The following is a 16,968-nucleotide window of genomic DNA, read 5'->3' as shown; positions in this document are numbered from 1 at the left end:
ATGAGCAAACGCATTTCTTGGCCAAGACCCAACATGGATAGGGTGGATGTAGAAGTACTTGAGCAGTTAAAAGAGGATGCTGACAGGTATCGAAAAAATCCGTTTATAGAGATGACATTTGAAACTTATCGGCAATTTAATAAAACAGGTGAGAGAAAAGGATACGAAAAAGGTTATTTTGAAAGAAGAAAAAGATTAACGACATTTGGTTTACTTGCTTATATTTTTCCGGAAAATGCTGATTATCTATCTTTATTAGAAAATGAATTATGGCAAGTCTGCCAGGAGTTTACATGGTGTTTACCTGCACATATTGATCTGAGATTTGAAGAACAAAGTTATAAAGAATACCAAGATAATGGGAAACTAAGATACACGATAGACCTTTTTGCTGCAGAAACAGCATTTACTTTAGCAGAATTACTTTACATATTCTCAAATAAACTCGATCACTTTCTTGTTGAGCGAGTAAAGATAGAAGTAGACCGTCGTGTGTTGCAAAATTTTATTAATACTGAATCATTTCCTTGGGAACAAGCTACACATAATTGGGCAGCTGTATGTGCAGGGGCAATCGGGTCAGCGGCCATTTATTTACTGGAAGATGATACAAAGCTCCAGAAGGTCCTGGAACGTGTGAATCATACACTAAATTATTTTCTAAAAGGATATAATGCAGATGGTGCTTGTACAGAAGGATATCTTTATTGGCAATATGGGTTCGGTTATTTTGTATATTTCCTGGATTTATTGGAACAGTTAACAGGAAAGGCTAGCGATTTTTGGTATCAACAGAAAGTAAGAGAGATCGCATTGTTTCAGCAAAAGATATTTTTGTCAAAAAAATATGTGGTGAACTTTTCTGATGCTCCCCGGATTGCTAAACCAATGTTAGGATTTACTCATTACTTAAACACTAAAATTTCAGATGTGCATATACCTTCCAGAAGGATCGGGCAAAAAGCAATTATCGATCATTGTGGGAGATGGGCACCTGCTTTTCGAGAACTAGTATGGTTTAATCCTAACTTCGAAGGTATGGATTGGCCGGAAGGTGACTACCAATTAATGGATTCATCTATGACAATTTCACGTCAAAAATATAATAATAGAACTTATGCTTTCGCGGCAAAAGGTGGTCATAATGATGAACCGCACAATCATAATGATATTGGTCATTTTATTTTGTTCGCAAACGGTCAGTACTTTTTGAAAGATTTAGGATCAGGTCAATATAATAAGGCTTACTTTGGTAAGGGAAGGTATAATTTTATCTGTAACAGTTCCCAAGGACATTCCGTTCCCGTGATTAATGGTTATATACAGCTAGAAGGTTTAAACTATCAAGCTAAAATAAGAAATGCAATAGTGAATGAAGATGTAAATCAATTTTCCCTAAAGATGGAAAAAGCATATTCCGATCCGACATTAACCAGTTTTCATCGGACATTTATCTGGGAAAAACAGAAACCACGGTTAATATTAAATGACTATCTTTTGTTCAATGAAATGCCAAAATCTCTTGAAGAAGTATTTATAATGGAGGATATGGATTATCAGATATTTGATCACTGTGTGCTGCTTTGTACAGAGGAGCAATCATTGAGACTATCATTTAATAACAATGTAGAAAGACCTAGCATAAAAAGAAAAAGTTTTATGAACCACTATGGTGAGAAAGAATATTTTTTACAATTCTGTGTAGCTGTAAAGCATTTGCATTTAGATAATCAAATAAATTTTTCATTCGAATGGGAGAACAATATATGACCATCGATTCTAGATGGATCAACCAGTTTCTTAGAAATGGAAAGAATCCCGGAGTTAAACCTTCGGGATTGTGCGTAAAAATTTATTAGAGTGAGACATTTCTTCTCATGATTTCTTTTGTGTGGCTTCACCCGCAACCTTAGGATATACAGTTTATCAATGAGAAAGGCATCTAACTAGATTGATTGAAATATTTATTCTTCATATGTGCCAATAATCTCAATGGCTTCTTCCACTAAGGACATGTCAATAATCTGATCAAAATCAAGTTCTGTTTGGATTGCTCCATTTTCTTTGTAAAACTCATATTGCTTTTCAACATCTTCTTCAAATATATAACCATTTGGGTTAAGTCCTGTAACACCAACTTGTTTCCACAGTTCTTCATCTTTTAATGCTGTGTTTTTTGCCATGATTGCGATAATTTCTTCTTCCTCATCGTCATTACCTTTCACAAAAACATCATGATAATCTCTCACTGCTTCTAAATAGGCTGCCATGAATCTTACTGCAACATCTCTTCTTTCTGTAAGGAAATTGGGTGAACCTAACACCATTGCTATTTGTGCTTCAGGAGCAAAATCTGTAGTATCACCGAAACGTTGATGGATATTTTGGTTCTCCCCTTGTGTTATTAATGGTTCAATTTGTAATGCTAAGTCAATCTGTTGATTACCCATTGCTGACATCATATTGCCAAAATCACTCATTAAAACAAATTCTACATCCTCTGGAGATACACCAGCATGTTTCAGCATTTCGTTATAAATATAATCATCAACCGCATTTTGTGTTGAGACAGCAATTTTTTTCCCTTTTATATCACTATAATCTTTGATTTCATCTTGTAAATCTTCCCTAACGACGAAAGAGAAATAAGAACTTCCTTCATTGTTATGCCCCTTATCTGCAATAAAACGGACATCGATGCCTTGAGCGATGGAATTAAAGAATGAAGCAGAGGAGATTCCACCCGCAACATCTACCTCACCTGAAGCTACTGCTGGGAGCATCTCATCACTATTACCAAATGTAGCAAATTCCACTTCAATATTATATTTTTCATAATAACCTTTATCTTTAGCAATATAAAATCCTGCACCAGAAGCAGACCCGTCCTCTGCTATAACCACTTTAGCTGTCTCCTCTAATGGAGGCAACTCACCGTCATTAGACGGAGGGGGAGTGGAATGGTTGTCAGTATTTTGACATGATACCAAACCAATTAATCCAATAAGCAATACAATTAACCAAGCTAACTTTTTCATTATATTTCCTCCATTACAATTTAAATTAACCTAGTTTGTTTTACCTCTCGTTGCAAGTGCTCCCAAATTTCTAAAAATATTTCTGTAATTTCACTTACTGAACGAACCTGCTCAATTGAACGTGGCCGCGGGATATTAAGTTTGATATCTTTTACAATTTGCCCTGGTTGTGCGCTCATTAACAAAATACGGTCACTTAATAATAAGGCTTCGTCAATACTGTGGGTAATAAATAATACTGTTTTTTCTGTTTCTTGCCAAATTGTCAGGAGTTCTTCTTGAAGTATGAATTTATTCTGTTCATCTAATGCTGCAAATGGTTCATCCATTAATAATATTTCCGGATCATTTGCAAAAGCACGGGCTATACTTACTCTTTGTTTCATTCCGCCTGATAATTCTTTTGGATATAGCTTACGAAAATTAGATAAACCAACTTTGTTAATATAATAATCTGTTTGTTTTTGCGTAAATTCTTCCGGAGTATGGCGCATCTTTAACCCAAATGCAACATTCTCTTCCACAGTAAGCCATGGAATTACTCCATTCTCTTGAAATACCATGGACTGTGTTGGTGTTTGTTTCTTGTTTTGCGAATGAATTTTCACATAACCATTACTAGGTTTCTCCAGATTAGCGAGGATGCGTAGTAATGTAGTCTTTCCACAACCGCTGGGGCCTAATAAACAAACAAATTCACCTTCATTAATAACTAAATCGATGTTACTTAATGCATCAATATATTTATTTCCTTTACTGAATCTTTTATCTAATTTGCTTATTTCTATTTTTGTCATCAAACCACCCTTTTTTAATTAGTTTACTAAGAGCAGCTAAGCGGGGGATATCTTATTTCCAAGGCAATAATTTACGTTCAAGACCGCGAAGTAATAAGGAAAATAAATATCCAAAAAAGGAAATAAGTATTAGGCCAACATACATTTCTGGTAGTAGGAATGCTTTGTAATTCATCCAGATTAAGTAACCAATGCCGGATGTTGCACCTATCATTTCTGCAGCTACGATTGTTAGCAACGCGATTGCCTGCCCCATTTGGATCCCTTCTAACATAACCGGGAGAGATCCAGGTAAAGCAATTTTAAAGAAGAAATCTTTCGCATTAGCTTGATAATTTTTCGCCACATCCAAATATATCCGATCAATATTGGCAACACCTGCAGCTGTATTAATTACAACAGGGAAAAAAACACTGATAGCTATTGTAATCATTTTAGAAAATTCACCAATACCGAAAAGGATGAGAATAATTGGCAGCATAGCTAATGTAGGAATAGGCATAAATATCATAACAATTGGTGAGAAGAAATGCCGAAAATATTTATACATTCCCATTAATAGCCCAATGCAAATGGCAGGAATTAAACCTAGCAAGAAACCCAGTGATATTCTCGATAAACTTATGGATATATGTGAAAATAATTCTCCCGATTCCCCAAGTTTAAGCATTGTTTCGATAATAAGAGTTGGTGGCGGAAAGAAACGAGCATCTAATAGTCCAGTATTTGAACATATTTCCCATAATAGTAGTAAAATTATTGGGGAGGAGATTGTGATGAGTTGTTGGATTCTGACTTTTTTTATTAGTTGAAAAATTTGCATAATATCTCTTCCTCTCTTATAAGGCTATATTATGTTACAGCCTAAAAAATGTGCTCATTCACAATAAGGCAGGATGTATTTAATTGAATGGTAGTCTCTGGATGTGTAAGAAGAAGTGCACTTTTTTTCATAGGGCTATATGGTTTTATTTATACATAGAATTTGAAAAAAAATATATAAAAACACCAAATTCACAAAGAATTTGATGTTTTCCCCGACATTTTTGATTATTTGTATAATGAACTTACCGATTGGTGTTCATACAATCTTATGATTGCTTCTGCCACTATTGGTGCTACAGTAAGCTGAGTAATTTTATCCGAATGTTTGTTCTTTGGTAATAAGATTGTGTTGGTGACAATAAGCTCTATAACATTTGATTCATTAATCTTTTCTACTGCAAGACCTGACAACACCGGGTGGGTCGTACAAGCAAACACTTCCTTTGCACCATGTGCTTCTAAAGCATGAGAACTTGTTGAAATTCTTCGTCCTGTATCGATTATATCATCGATAATGATTGCTGTTCTACCTTCTACTTCACCAACAATATTGATCTCAGACGCATTCTCCCGCGGTCCTCTTCTGTCAACAATTGCAATAGGTGCCTTCAGTTGATCTGCAAGTTGTCTGGCACGAGAGACACTGCTGTGATCTGGTGCTACAACTACAATATCTTCTAATTGTTTATTTTGTATGTAACTACCGATGATTGGTACAGCTGTAATTGGATCAACTGGTAAATCAAAGAATCCTTGAGCCTGAGGTGCATGTAAATCAATTGATATTACTCGGTTAGCACCAGCTTTTTGGATGATGTCTGCAATTAGCTTTGCAGTGATTGGTTCACGTGCCCGGGACTTACGATCTTGGCGCGCATAACCATAGTATGGGATAACCAAGTTTATCGACCTTGCCGAAGCTCTTTTTAAGGCATCGGTCATGATTAATAGTTCCATAAGGTTATCTTCCACCGGATCACAAGTGGATTGGATTACATACACATCACACCCCCGGATACTTTCTTCAATGTTTATTTGAATTTCCCCATCACTAAATCTCTTAACAGATGATTGTCCTAGTTCAATGCCGATATGTTGAACGATTTCTTCTGCTAGTGGAGTATTGGAACTTAACGAAAATACTTTAAGCTTGGAATTGGAGTACGTGTCGTTCAAGAAAAAGCCCTCCTATAGTTTGTCCTCGATGACAATTTTTGTCATTTTCTGCGATAAGATTTCCTACATAATTATCGCAAATATAGGAGAAGGAAACAAGTTATCCCTATTGAAAATGTTGAATTAATGTACGGATTTGTTTTGTTTGTGCATATAATAGTTCTTTACTGTTATCCATACATTCTTGGAGTGATAATGGTTTATTAACAATAGAGAAGCAACCTGCAAATTTCTCCCGGAGTGGATCAATATTCTCCCCTAAACCTCCTGAAAGTAAAATGGTAGGAACCTGGTATTGTTTCGCTATATCTGCCACAAAGGAGGGAGCCTTTCCATACAATGTTTGTTCATCACTCTGACCTTCCCCTGTTATGACGAGATCTGCATCCTTTATCGCTTCATCTAGCTTGGTTGCTCTCGCAATTAATTTAGCACCAGATTCTAGTTGACCGCCTAATACTAAAAGAGCAAAGCCTAGTCCACCCGCAGCACCTGCACCTGGCATTTCTTTTAATTGCATATTAAGACACTTCTCGATTAAATCAGCATATTTTAGTAATGCTAAATCATATGTGTTGATTTGTATGTTTGTTGCCCCTTTTTGCGGTCCATAGACAAAAGACGCTCCATGTTGTCCACATAAGGGGTTATCAACATCACATGCAATACTGAAGTCAATCGATTTTAATTTAGGGAGTAGACCGGATAAATCAATTGTTTCAACCATTAATAAGTCTTTCCCGAATGGCCCCAATTCATTTTTATTTTTATCATATGCCTTCATCCCAAGGGCTTGGAGCATACCTAATCCGCCATCATTGGTTGCGCTTCCACCTAATCCGACAATAATCTTATTGCATCCCTTGTCAATTGCATCGTTAATTGCTTCACCAATTCCGTAAGTAGTTGTAATATCAGGATTACGGTCTTTTTCAGGTACTTGGGTAATACCAGCATGGAGTGCTGTTTCAATAATTGCAGTTTTTTGGTCGATAATCGCATAATATGTATCGATTTGTTTTCCTGCAGGTCCAGTTGTTTGGAGGCTAACTTTTTTTCCATAAGTTGAGGAGAGAATTGCTTCAATTGAGCCTTCACCACCATCTGCCATCGGCTTTATTGTTAATTGATCATTCGCAACTTCTTTAAGAGCTTCTTTAATTGTAATAGCTACTTCTGTAGCGGTCATACTACCTTTATATGAATCTGGGGCAATTACAATATTCATTTTGGTACCTCCTAACCTTTTGTCTTATGTATAAATTATACTTTAGCAAACGCGTACAAACAACAAGAGGGAGTAAATATGTTGAAGTGTGGAAAACTTCGTTGTTAGAATGTAAATCATTTACTAAAAAATGAAAAGGAAGATGATTAGTCACCTTCCTTTTCTCTACTATATGCAATTCACAGCTAACTATCTTAATAATTTTGCTGGACAAATCTTTGACGAAATTTCATGGATTTTCTTAATTCCATTAATATAATTGTAAATGCAATGTGTCCATATATTAAATTAGCAATAAACAAAATCCATAGATAACTTTCATTTGGCGCTATACCAACCATCATATGTTTAATAAAGGTAAACCAAGCACCGGCAACAAACGGAATTTGTAATAATGCTGTTTTTCTCCATTTATCACCCCATAAAAGGAATGGTGTAAAACTAAAAATAAGTAAGAAAATTAATAATATATCCATTATTATCACCTCTTAGTATCATTTTTGTAAGTGGTTACATTTATTATATCATATTGTTCAAAAATTTGTAACAATTAATTCAAAAAATAGACACATTATTAATTTAGGTTTTTGAAGAAAGAAAATAAAAAATCCTTTGGGTATATGTATACCCAAAGGATTGGAATATTAATCATCCAGTATTACGTAAACCTGCTGCTACTCCATTTATCGTTAGCAATGCTTCCATCAGCAGTTCTTCATATTTATCACTGCCTTCTTCTTCGTTTCGAAGTTGTGAAACGAGCAAGACTTGCAGTTGATTTAATGGATCCACTAGTGGGTTACGTAATCTTACGGATTCTTTAATATTTGGTTTATGATCAAGTAAATCATCTAATCCAGTAATTTGAAGAACAATTTCTTTCGTCAGGTTATATTCTTCTTCAAGTTGACTGAATATTCGCTGGCTAATTTCCTTATCCTGCATCATATTCGCATATTCACTCGCTGTTTTTAAATCAGCTTTTATTAATGCCATTTGCAAGTTGTTGATTGTTGCTTCAAAGAATGGCCAATGTTTGTACATGTTTTTAAAGATTTCTAAATTGTTTGTATCCTCTAAATATTTCTTAATACCTGTACCTGCAGCATACCATGCTGGTAATAACTGACGGGATTGAGTCCAGGCAAATACCCAAGGGATCGCACGTAAATCTTCGAAGCGATCACTTCCTTTACGTTTCATTGGGCGTGAACCTATGTTTAAATCACCAAGTTCATGTAAAGGTGTTGCTTGATTAAAGTATTTAATAAACCCTGGATCATCAAACACTAATGATTGGTACTTTTTCAATGCATACTCAGAAATAATGGACATTACTTCTTCTTCCTCTTTTGTTGGCTGAGGATCTAATGATGTTTGATCATTTATTCCAACAATTGAGGTCATTAAAGTAGAAGTAGCCTGTTCTAAACTTCGGTATGCTATCTCTTCTAATAAATAGCGTGATGAAAGAACTTCACCTTGTTCGGTAATTTTAACTCCATCACCCAAGGTAACTGGCGGCTGTGAAAGGATGCTTGAATAAAGTGCACCACCACCGCGACCTAATGAACCGCCGCGTCCGTGGAAATATTTCAGCTTAACTCCATAGCTTGATGCAATGTCATGAATTTCTTGTTGGGCTTTATATAACTCCCAATTTGCAGTAATATTTCCACCATCTTTACTGCTGTCGGAATATCCTAACATTACTTCCTGTAAATCACCGCGAGCTTCTAAGTGTTTCCTGTAAAGCGGAATATCAAATAATTGCTTAATCATACTAGGGCCATTTTTTAAATCATCGATAGTCTCAAGTAATGGCGCTACATGAATTCTGCTTACAACTTTACCATCAGGATAAACGCGGTATAACCCTGCTTCCTTGGCCAGTACAAGTACTTCCAGTAAGTCACTTACTGCACTTGTCATACTTATTAGATACACTTCAATTGCTCGAAGTCCAAAGGTATCTTGTGCACGTTTGATCATGCGGAATGTATCAATTACTTCTAAAGTTTCTGGCGTGAATTCATCATAAATAGAAATCATCGGACGAGGGTTTTCTAATACTTGAATCAGTGTTTTTACTTTATCCTCTTCATTTAGTGCTGAGTAATCATCAGTAATATTTACTTTACCTAATACTTCCTTCAGAGCTGATTCATGTTCGCCACTATGATTGCGAATATCCAGTGAAGCTAAATGAAATCCAAATAGATCAACTTGACGAATGACTTTTCTTAATAACTTGATTGGATTACTATTTGGATGGTGTAACATCATACTATTACGAATCATATTCAGATCAGCCAAAAGCTCTTCAGACTTTTGATATCCGCGTTCATCATCTTGAGCAGTGTATTCTAATTTCTTTAGCATTAAGGAAAGTTTTACACGGTATACCTCATCTTCCTTATGCCAGCCATTTTCATTAAGTGCTTTTCGATCTTCAGCGATAGATTTGTGGATTTCATCACTTACTTTCACAATCGAATCTGAATGACTTAAACGGTCTTTTAATGTATCGATAGCTTCATTATATTTTTTCAATACCAATTCCCGGTGGCACTTCAGTGTCTCAAATGTTGTGGTTGCTTTAACATTTGGGTTACCATCACGGTCTCCGCCAATCCATGAACCAAATCGTAAAAAGGAAGGAATATTCCATCTTTGGTTATATTTTTCGTATAGTAGATCTTCTAAATCGTCATGAATACGAGGTAAGACATCGAATAATACTCGATCAAAATAGTATAGACCATTGGATACTTCTTTCATTACAGAAGGTTTATTTTGTCTGATTTCTTGAGTTTGCCACAGGATTGTTATCTCATTTGCAATTCTTTCTTTAATCATTTTCTTGGAGTAGCGAGTTACTGCATAATCCCAAGAAGTGAGTAGATTTGCAATTCTTTTGTGAATTTGTAAAATTGTTCTTCTAGTCGCCTCAGTTGGATGGGCGGTCATGATTAATTCCAATGATAATTTTTCCAATAGTTCCGTAATTTGTTCAGGAGTTACATTGTTATCAACTAGTTTTTTTACTCCAAATTCCAAGGAACCTGGTTGAATTATATCAGCATCCTGAGCTTGATACTCACGACGTCGACGCGTACGATAGTTTTGCTCTGCAATATTTAGTAAATGCAAATGAATAGCAAAAGCGCGAATTACATTTTTTCTTAGATCAGGATCAAGCTCCTGTATTGTTTGTTTGATTTCCTTTTGTGTTGCATCATCTTCTGTTTCCCTTACCTTCTTAGAAAGATTACGAATTTTTTCGACAATTTCAAGTAAAGGTTCGCCACCTTCATGATATAAAACGTCATCTAGGATTTTTGTTAAGTAATTTACATCTTGCAGTAAGGAAACTTTTGATTTTTCGTCAGAAATTGCTCCCATTTATCCCACTTCCTTTCGAAAATATTAGTTCTTGTTGATATGGATTCATCCATAAATTAAGTATTGTCAAGCTAATAGAAGTCTTGCATATGATATTGGCTGGAGTTGGGTAGAGGATATGCCTGGAATGAAATCACATCATAGTCATAAAAATAGGCACATATAATATAATATCATGAAATTGTCGAAAAGAATAACATTTTTACTTGAGTTGTCCGAATTGTCAGAATTCCCGGTATGTGTGATAGAGTATACAGGTAAGGAAAAATAACCCCATAATATATTTTATGCGATTGCTATTAGATCTGCAAATATAAAAAAAGTTATAGGAATTAGGTGAATAAATGATGCAACTTTATGGAGTACTACCAGCTATCAGAAATATGAAAGATTTCGAGAGAGTACTAGAAAGTGAGATGCCAATTATCATTTTGTTGGAAACAAGAATTGCTCAATTAAACCAACTAGTAAAATTGATTAGGAAAAAGAATAAGAAGATTCTTGTGCATGGTGATTTGATCAATGGTTTAAAGGTTGACCAGTATGGAATGGAATTTTTAATTAGAGATGTAAAAATAGATGGAGTTATCTCTACAAGGGCAAATGTTATCTCTATGGCAAAGAAAAATAACATTGTTGCAATTCAGAGGTTGTTTGCAATTGATAGTTCAGCTATTGAAAAAAATCTGGAGTTAGTGATGAAAACACAACCAGATTATATTGAGGTCTTACCAGGTATAGTTCCATCTATTATTCAGGAAATTATAGATAAAACAGGGATTCCGGTTATTGCTGGTGGATTAATAAAAACAGAAGAAGATGTGGATCATGCTCTCAATAGTGGAGCAAAGGCGATTACAACTTCACGTGCTGAACTATGGAAGATTAAATAAATGCTGGGTGCTGCTTACACTAAGAGAGGTAATTTGTTTAGTGATCAAATTATATTCCTCAAACATATTGACAGCGTTTTAAAAATAATATATTGTGTATTTCATACAAGTTAATAAAAGCGAAATATGGAGATATGGAGATCCGGCTATTTTAAGGTTATGAGGTTATTAATAATGCCCTTTTACCTTTTAGTCTGGATTTTTTTCTTTTTTTGGGTATGCCCATTGTGGGAATTAATTAGTTTGTTGAGTAAATGATATTTTTGAAAGCGATGTTAAATTGATTCATTCGTAATCATTGGGGGGGAAATAAACATGAAAAAGCTGGTTATCGGTATTATATTACTATTGTTACTTACTGCATGTAGTAACGATGAAGCTGTTAATGCAGAATTTCAGAATGAGGGAAGAAAAGTGGTGAAATTAGCACACAATATGAGTGAAGATCATTCCATCCATCAAGCATTAACAACTTTTGCTGATGAAATTGAAGAACGGACAAATGGAAGCGTTACTTTTGAGATTTATCCTAATGGTATTTTAGGTAATGAGACTGAAATTCTAGAGCAAATTCAAAATGGTACTGTTCACATGACAAAGGTCAGCGCAGGAGCATTGGAATCATTTTCTAAAGAGTTTTCTATTTTTTCATTACCTTATATTTTTACTAGTAATGAGCACTATCGAAAGGTAATGGAATCAGATATTGCTGAGGAGATTTATCAATCAACGAGTGATATTGGATTTGTTGGGCTCTCTTACTTTGATTCAGGTGCCCGCAGTTTCTATACGACAAATAAACCAATTCACACGCCAGAAGATTTAAAAGGATTAAAGATTCGGGTAATGAATAGTAATACAGCAATTAACATGGTTAAACTATTAGGCGGTACAGCGACACCGCTATCCTATAGTGAAATATATACAGCTTTACAACAAGGGGTAATTGACGGAGCGGAAAGTAATCCAACCGCTTTAACAACGGGCCAACATGGTGAAGTAGCTAAATATTTCTCCTATTCAGAACATACGAACATTCCTGATATAGTTGTTGTAAGCGATGACATGTGGAATAGTCTTACAAATGAGGAAAAAGCAATCTTCAAAGAAGCTGCAAAAGAAACCAGGGAAAAGCATACCGAATTGTGGAATCAAGCAATAGAGGAAGCGGTTAAAAAAGCAAAAGAAATGGGTGTTACTTTTAACGAAGTTGATAAAGAGCCATTTATTGAAAAAGTACAACCATTACACGAAGAATTTAAGGAAGATGACTATCTAGAAAAATTAATAGATCGGATTAATGAGCTAGATCAGTAACTTGGAATATTACTAATATTGAGAGAAAGGAGAAATTACTCCATGGCAATTATAGATAAAATAAAAGTTATATTAGACCGCACTATTTTGTTTGTAGCTTCTATGTTGCTAGTTATCCTGGTTTTAGGTGCAATTTGGCAAGTGTTCTCACGTTATGTCTTACAAAGTCCGAGTACATTTACGAACGAATTACTAGGCTTTTTATTAATTTGGACATCTTTGTTAGGGGCTAGTTATGCTTTTGGTTCAAATCAACACCTAGCCTTAACGTTTGTGACAAACAAGTTAAATAAAAGAGGAGAATTGGCAACTACTATATTAGTAGATATTATTATTGTGTTATTTGCATTGCTCTTCCTGGTAAGCGGGGGAATGGATGCGGTTAATATAACAAAAGTTCAAACAACACCAATAATAGGAATTTCAAAAGGGCTGGTTTATTCTATAATTCCAATTAGCGGGCTTATTATCATCATTTATAAACTCTTAGGAATTAAAAAATATAAATATATTGTTCAGAAAGAAGGTGAATAATAATGGATGCAACAGTAGTAACAACTATTGTATTATTCGGTACGTTTTTTATTCTGTTGATATTAGGTGTTCCTATTTCAGTAGGTATCGGTGTATCCTCCATATTAGCTGGGCTAACTTTAGTTCCGATAGAAATGATAACATTTACAGCGGCCCAGAAATTATTTAGTGGTATTAATAGCTTTACATTACTTGCTATTATCTTCTTTATGTTGTCTGGCAGTATTATGAATAATGGTGGAATTGCCATACGGTTAATTAATCTAGCCAAGCTTGTTGTTGGTAGACTGCCTGGTTCGTTGGCACATACCAACGTAGTAGGGAATATGCTGTTCGGTTCGATTTCCGGATCAGCGGTTGCATCAGCTGCAGCGATAGGTACTGTAATGAATCCATTGCAAAAAAAGGAGAAGTATAATCCAGCATTTTCAGCAGCGGTAAACATTGCTTCATCACCGGCAGGCTTACTAATACCGCCTACTACAGCGTTTATCGTTTACTCATTAGTAAGTGGCGGGACATCGATCTCTGCATTGTTTATGGCTGGTTATTTGCCGGGAATTTTGATGGGGCTTTCCATTATGATTGTGGCTTATTTTATAGCGAAAAAAGAAAAGTATCCAATTGCGGATAAGGTTTCTTTAAAACAAGGCCTTAGTGTTGTAATAGATGCATTACCAAGTCTGTCATTAATCGTTGTTGTCATCGGCGGGATTGTAGCAGGTATTTTTACTGCGACTGAAGCAGCGGCAGTAGCTGTAGTATATTCTATTATTCTAGCAGCAATTTATCGGGAAATTAAACTGTCTCATATTCCGGAGATATTTAAAGAAACAATTGTGATGACAGGTATAGTACTGTTTCTTGTGGGGACATCCTCTATTATGTCTTGGGTTATGGCATATGCGGGGATACCGCAATTTCTTACAGATTTTTTGCTATCCATATCGGATAATCCAATTATTATCTTATTACTAATGAATGTTATTCTTTTAGTCATTGGTACATTTATGGATATTACGCCTGCAATCCTGATTTTCACACCAATATTTCTTCCAATAGTGACAACTATTGGGGTTGATCCAGTACATTTTGGTGTCATTTTAGTATTTAACTTATGTATCGGTATAACAACACCGCCAGTAGGAAGTGCACTATTTGTCGGAAGCAGTGTTGCAAATGTTTCATTGGAGAAAATAATTAAACCATTATTTATATTGTACATTCCATTAGTCATTACATTATTATTAGTAACTTATTTTGAATGGATAAGTCTGTTTGTTCCAAGATTATTAGGTTTATTATAAAAAAGTGAGGTCATATTATGATAAAAGACATCTATTTCAGACTCGATTCAGTAGAGAATAATAGAGTAACATTAAATGCAGATAATAACGTTGCTCATGTATATATACTTGAAGAAGATATTATTCGTGTATATATGCCGGAAGACCATCATCCATTATTAGAAAAAACATGGTCAATAACACCAGAAATGGAGGATATACCTAAAGAAGGACGGGATAAATCTGACTTGTCACCATTCAGTTTACCTGAATTTGAGCTAAACCAATCCGATGAGTCAATTGAAATACGTACAAATAAAATAAAAGTTAACATTGAATTAAACGGATTGAAATTTCATTGGTTTGCTAGAGTAAATGATGAGTGGATTAACATTGCAAATGATCGAAAAACACAAAGCTACAATTTTAATAAAAGCCTAGGGAATGGAGTATACCATTATCTTGAAAGAACAAGAGATGAATACTATTATGGATTAGGTGAAAAAGGAGGACCATTAAATAAGGCTGGGAAACGATATCGTATGCAAACAATTGATGCGATGGGCTATGATGCAGAAAATACCGATCCATTGTATAAGCATATCCCATACTATATCACTTACAACAGCAAAAAAGGAATCTCCTACGGATTGTATTATGATAATTATAGTGATTCTGTCTTTGATTTAGGCAACGAATTAGATAATTACCATGGGTGGTATAAATATTATCATGCAAATAAAGGGAACTTAGATTATTACTTTATTTTAGGACCGCACATTAGTAATATAGTTCAAACATTTTCACGGTTAACTGGTAAAACAATTATGCCACCGAAATGGAGCTTAGGTTATTCGGGCTCAACAATGACTTATACTGATGAACCAGATGCACAAGAACAATTGAAAAAGTTTGTTGAATCATGCAAAGCATTTGATATTCCATGTGATTCCTTCCAGCTATCATCAGGGTATACAAGTATTGGGGATAAGCGTTATGTATTTAACTGGGATTATACCAAGATACCTTCACCAGATGAAATGGTTGAGAATTTCCATAGTAACGGTATAAAACTTTGTGCAAATATAAAACCTGCACTATTGCAAGATCATCCACTGTATGAAGAGTTAGCTGAGAAGAATTATTTTATTCTTTCAAAAGATACGAGTGAACCAGAAATTTCCCAGTTTTGGGATGACACAGGATCATATTTAGACTTCACGAATGAGGGTACTTTTGAATGGTGGAAGAGTAAAGTTAAAGAACAACTATTGTCATACGGCATTGATTCTACATGGAATGATAATAATGAATATGAAATTTGGGACGAAGACGCAGTTGCAAACGGCTTTGGTGACCAAATACCTGTAAGTTACATTAAGCCGATCCAAACAATGCTTATGATGAAAGCTTCTTATGAAGCACAGCGAGAATATTTTCCTAATATCCGTCCATATTTAATCTCAAGATCTGGTGCTGCAGGTCTTCAAAAATATGTACAAACATGGTCAGGGGATAATTTTACGGAATGGAAAACCATCCGTTATAACATTAAAATGGGACTGAGTTTAAGCATGAGCGGTGTATATAATTTTGGTCACGATGTCGGGGGTTTCTCAGGTTTAGCACCAGAGCCGGAATTATTTGTTCGTTGGATTCAGAACGGAATTTTCCATCCGCGATTTACGATCCATTCTTGGAATGATGATAAAACTGTTAATGTACCTTGGATGTATCCTGAATATTTAGATGTAATCAGAGGGTTAATGAAGGAACGGGTAAAATGGATCCCATTTTTATATCAGGCATTATATAAAGCGCATGATCAGTATAAACCTATTTTAACACCAACATTGTATCAATTTGAACATGATCCAAATACTTTTGTGGAAAATGACGATTTTATCGTTGGTGATTACTTAATGATATGTAATGTTGTCGAAAAAGGTGCTCGCCATAGAGAAGTATACTTACCGGATAACATTCATGGCTGGTATGATGTTAATACAGAGGAGTACTATCAAGGCGGACTGGATATAACCGTTGATGCTCCACTAAATACAATACCAATGTTTGCACAAGCTGGATCTATTATTCCGATTAGGGATGGCGAAATTAGCTTCTCTAGTACAGAAGAAGAACGGGGAGTATTACTTTTCCCATATGCAGGAACAGGAGTTTCAGAAGAATGGATCTATGAAGATGATGGTAATACATTAAATTATAAAGAAGGTATCTATACCTTTATTAAAGTCAAAATGGAATGTAATGAGGATCTAATCGAAATACACACAGAAATTGAAGGAGAATACAAGCTTCCATTTCATCGCTTAACATTGTATCTTCCGGAAAATGAAGAACGTGGAATTAAAGTGAATGGTCAACTACATGCCAATAATCAGAATCTTATCGTAGAAATTTAATAAAACTATTATATTCATGGTTAAATAATGTAATTAAATTATAAAG

13 protein-coding genes are annotated in these 16,968 nt (G+C 35.0%); 6 read left to right on the top strand and 7 right to left on the bottom strand.

Translation table 11 applies throughout. The annotated features are described in order from the left end of the window. On the top strand, nucleotides 1-1,770 hold the full coding sequence (locus ACFOY7_RS01950) for a heparinase II/III domain-containing protein (RefSeq protein ID WP_390248859.1): 1,770 nt from the start codon (nucleotides 1-3) through the stop codon (nucleotides 1,768-1,770). A 194-nt stretch (nucleotides 1,771-1,964) separates the two neighbouring features. Here the strand turns inward: ACFOY7_RS01950 and ACFOY7_RS01945 are convergent, their stop codons facing one another. The 7 genes from ACFOY7_RS01945 to ppc all read right to left on the bottom strand — a co-directional run bounded on the left by ACFOY7_RS01945 (nucleotide 1,965) and on the right by ppc (nucleotide 10,469). Further along, nucleotides 1,965-3,038: an ABC transporter substrate-binding protein gene (locus tag ACFOY7_RS01945; protein WP_390248857.1), complete on the bottom strand. Its 1,074-nt coding sequence runs from the start codon at nucleotides 3,036-3,038 to the stop codon at nucleotides 1,965-1,967. Between the two features lie 20 nt (nucleotides 3,039-3,058). Beyond that, nucleotides 3,059-3,835 (bottom strand): ABC transporter ATP-binding protein, encoded by a 777-nt coding sequence (locus ACFOY7_RS01940; RefSeq protein WP_390248855.1) that lies wholly within the window; start codon nucleotides 3,833-3,835, stop codon nucleotides 3,059-3,061. A 52-nt stretch (nucleotides 3,836-3,887) separates the two neighbouring features. Continuing rightward, nucleotides 3,888-4,658: an ABC transporter permease gene (locus ACFOY7_RS01935; RefSeq protein WP_390248853.1), complete on the bottom strand. Its 771-nt coding sequence runs from the start codon at nucleotides 4,656-4,658 to the stop codon at nucleotides 3,888-3,890. Between the two features lie 227 nt (nucleotides 4,659-4,885). Continuing rightward, a complete protein-coding gene (locus ACFOY7_RS01930) occupies nucleotides 4,886-5,836 on the bottom strand; it encodes a ribose-phosphate diphosphokinase (RefSeq protein WP_390248851.1) in 951 nt (316 codons plus the stop codon). 106 nt (nucleotides 5,837-5,942) lie between these two features. Continuing rightward, nucleotides 5,943-7,064, bottom strand: coding sequence for a glycerate kinase (locus ACFOY7_RS01925; RefSeq protein WP_390248849.1), 1,122 nt, complete (start codon nucleotides 7,062-7,064; stop codon nucleotides 5,943-5,945). A 194-nt stretch (nucleotides 7,065-7,258) separates the two neighbouring features. Beyond that, nucleotides 7,259-7,540 carry a spore morphogenesis/germination protein YwcE gene (locus ACFOY7_RS01920; RefSeq protein ID WP_390248847.1) on the bottom strand — a complete coding sequence of 94 codons (282 nt, stop codon included), beginning with the start codon at nucleotides 7,538-7,540 and terminating at the stop codon, nucleotides 7,259-7,261. Nucleotides 7,541-7,712: 172 nt separating this feature from the next. After that, the gene (ppc, locus tag ACFOY7_RS01915) at nucleotides 7,713-10,469 is read right to left on the bottom strand and encodes a phosphoenolpyruvate carboxylase (protein WP_390248845.1); all 2,757 of its coding nucleotides are present in this window, start codon (nucleotides 10,467-10,469) and stop codon (nucleotides 7,713-7,715) included. 344 nt (nucleotides 10,470-10,813) lie between these two features. On the opposite strand from ppc, the gene ACFOY7_RS01910 reads away from it, so the two are divergent. From ACFOY7_RS01910 to ACFOY7_RS01890, 5 genes are all read left to right on the top strand, one after another. Next, nucleotides 10,814-11,362: a glycerol-3-phosphate responsive antiterminator gene (locus ACFOY7_RS01910; protein WP_390248843.1), complete on the top strand. Its 549-nt coding sequence runs from the start codon at nucleotides 10,814-10,816 to the stop codon at nucleotides 11,360-11,362. Between the two features lie 315 nt (nucleotides 11,363-11,677). After that, nucleotides 11,678-12,679 carry a TRAP transporter substrate-binding protein gene (locus tag ACFOY7_RS01905; RefSeq protein WP_390248841.1) on the top strand — a complete coding sequence of 334 codons (1,002 nt, stop codon included), beginning with the start codon at nucleotides 11,678-11,680 and terminating at the stop codon, nucleotides 12,677-12,679. Nucleotides 12,680-12,721: 42 nt separating this feature from the next. Then, the gene (locus tag ACFOY7_RS01900) at nucleotides 12,722-13,213 is read left to right on the top strand and encodes a TRAP transporter small permease (protein WP_390248839.1); all 492 of its coding nucleotides are present in this window, start codon (nucleotides 12,722-12,724) and stop codon (nucleotides 13,211-13,213) included. A 2-nt stretch (nucleotides 13,214-13,215) separates the two neighbouring features. Continuing rightward, on the top strand, nucleotides 13,216-14,520 hold the full coding sequence (locus tag ACFOY7_RS01895) for a TRAP transporter large permease (protein WP_390248837.1): 1,305 nt from the start codon (nucleotides 13,216-13,218) through the stop codon (nucleotides 14,518-14,520). A 14-nt stretch (nucleotides 14,521-14,534) separates the two neighbouring features. Further along, on the top strand, nucleotides 14,535-16,922 hold the full coding sequence (locus ACFOY7_RS01890; protein WP_390249216.1) for a glycoside hydrolase family 31 protein: 2,388 nt from the start codon (nucleotides 14,535-14,537) through the stop codon (nucleotides 16,920-16,922). Nucleotides 16,923-16,968: the final 46 nt, after the last annotated feature.

The sequence above is a fragment of the Gracilibacillus xinjiangensis genome (genome assembly GCF_042651765.1).
Taxonomy (GTDB): domain Bacteria; phylum Bacillota; class Bacilli; order Bacillales; family Amphibacillaceae; genus Gracilibacillus; species Gracilibacillus xinjiangensis.
This window is presented reverse-complemented; position numbering and strand designations above follow the sequence as displayed.

Bases quoted from the DNA above. Each gene is read 5' to 3' on its own strand.
- ACFOY7_RS01950 (WP_390248859.1), top strand. From the start codon at position 1: ATGAGCAAACGCATTTCTTGGCCAAGACCCAACATGGATAGGGTGGAT.
- ACFOY7_RS01945 (WP_390248857.1), bottom strand. From the start codon at position 3,038: ATGAAAAAGTTAGCTTGGTTAATTGTATTGCTTATTGGATTAATTGGT.
- ACFOY7_RS01940 (WP_390248855.1), bottom strand. From the start codon at position 3,835: ATGACAAAAATAGAAATAAGCAAATTAGATAAAAGATTCAGTAAAGGA.
- ACFOY7_RS01935 (WP_390248853.1), bottom strand. From the start codon at position 4,658: ATGCAAATTTTTCAACTAATAAAAAAAGTCAGAATCCAACAACTCATC.
- ACFOY7_RS01925 (WP_390248849.1), bottom strand. From the start codon at position 7,064: ATGAATATTGTAATTGCCCCAGATTCATATAAAGGTAGTATGACCGCT.
- ACFOY7_RS01920 (WP_390248847.1), bottom strand. From the start codon at position 7,540: ATGGATATATTATTAATTTTCTTACTTATTTTTAGTTTTACACCATTC.
- ppc (WP_390248845.1), bottom strand. From the start codon at position 10,469: ATGGGAGCAATTTCTGACGAAAAATCAAAAGTTTCCTTACTGCAAGAT.
- ACFOY7_RS01910 (WP_390248843.1), top strand. From the start codon at position 10,814: ATGATGCAACTTTATGGAGTACTACCAGCTATCAGAAATATGAAAGAT.
- ACFOY7_RS01905 (WP_390248841.1), top strand. From the start codon at position 11,678: ATGAAAAAGCTGGTTATCGGTATTATATTACTATTGTTACTTACTGCA.
- ACFOY7_RS01900 (WP_390248839.1), top strand. From the start codon at position 12,722: ATGGCAATTATAGATAAAATAAAAGTTATATTAGACCGCACTATTTTG.
- ACFOY7_RS01895 (WP_390248837.1), top strand. From the start codon at position 13,216: ATGGATGCAACAGTAGTAACAACTATTGTATTATTCGGTACGTTTTTT.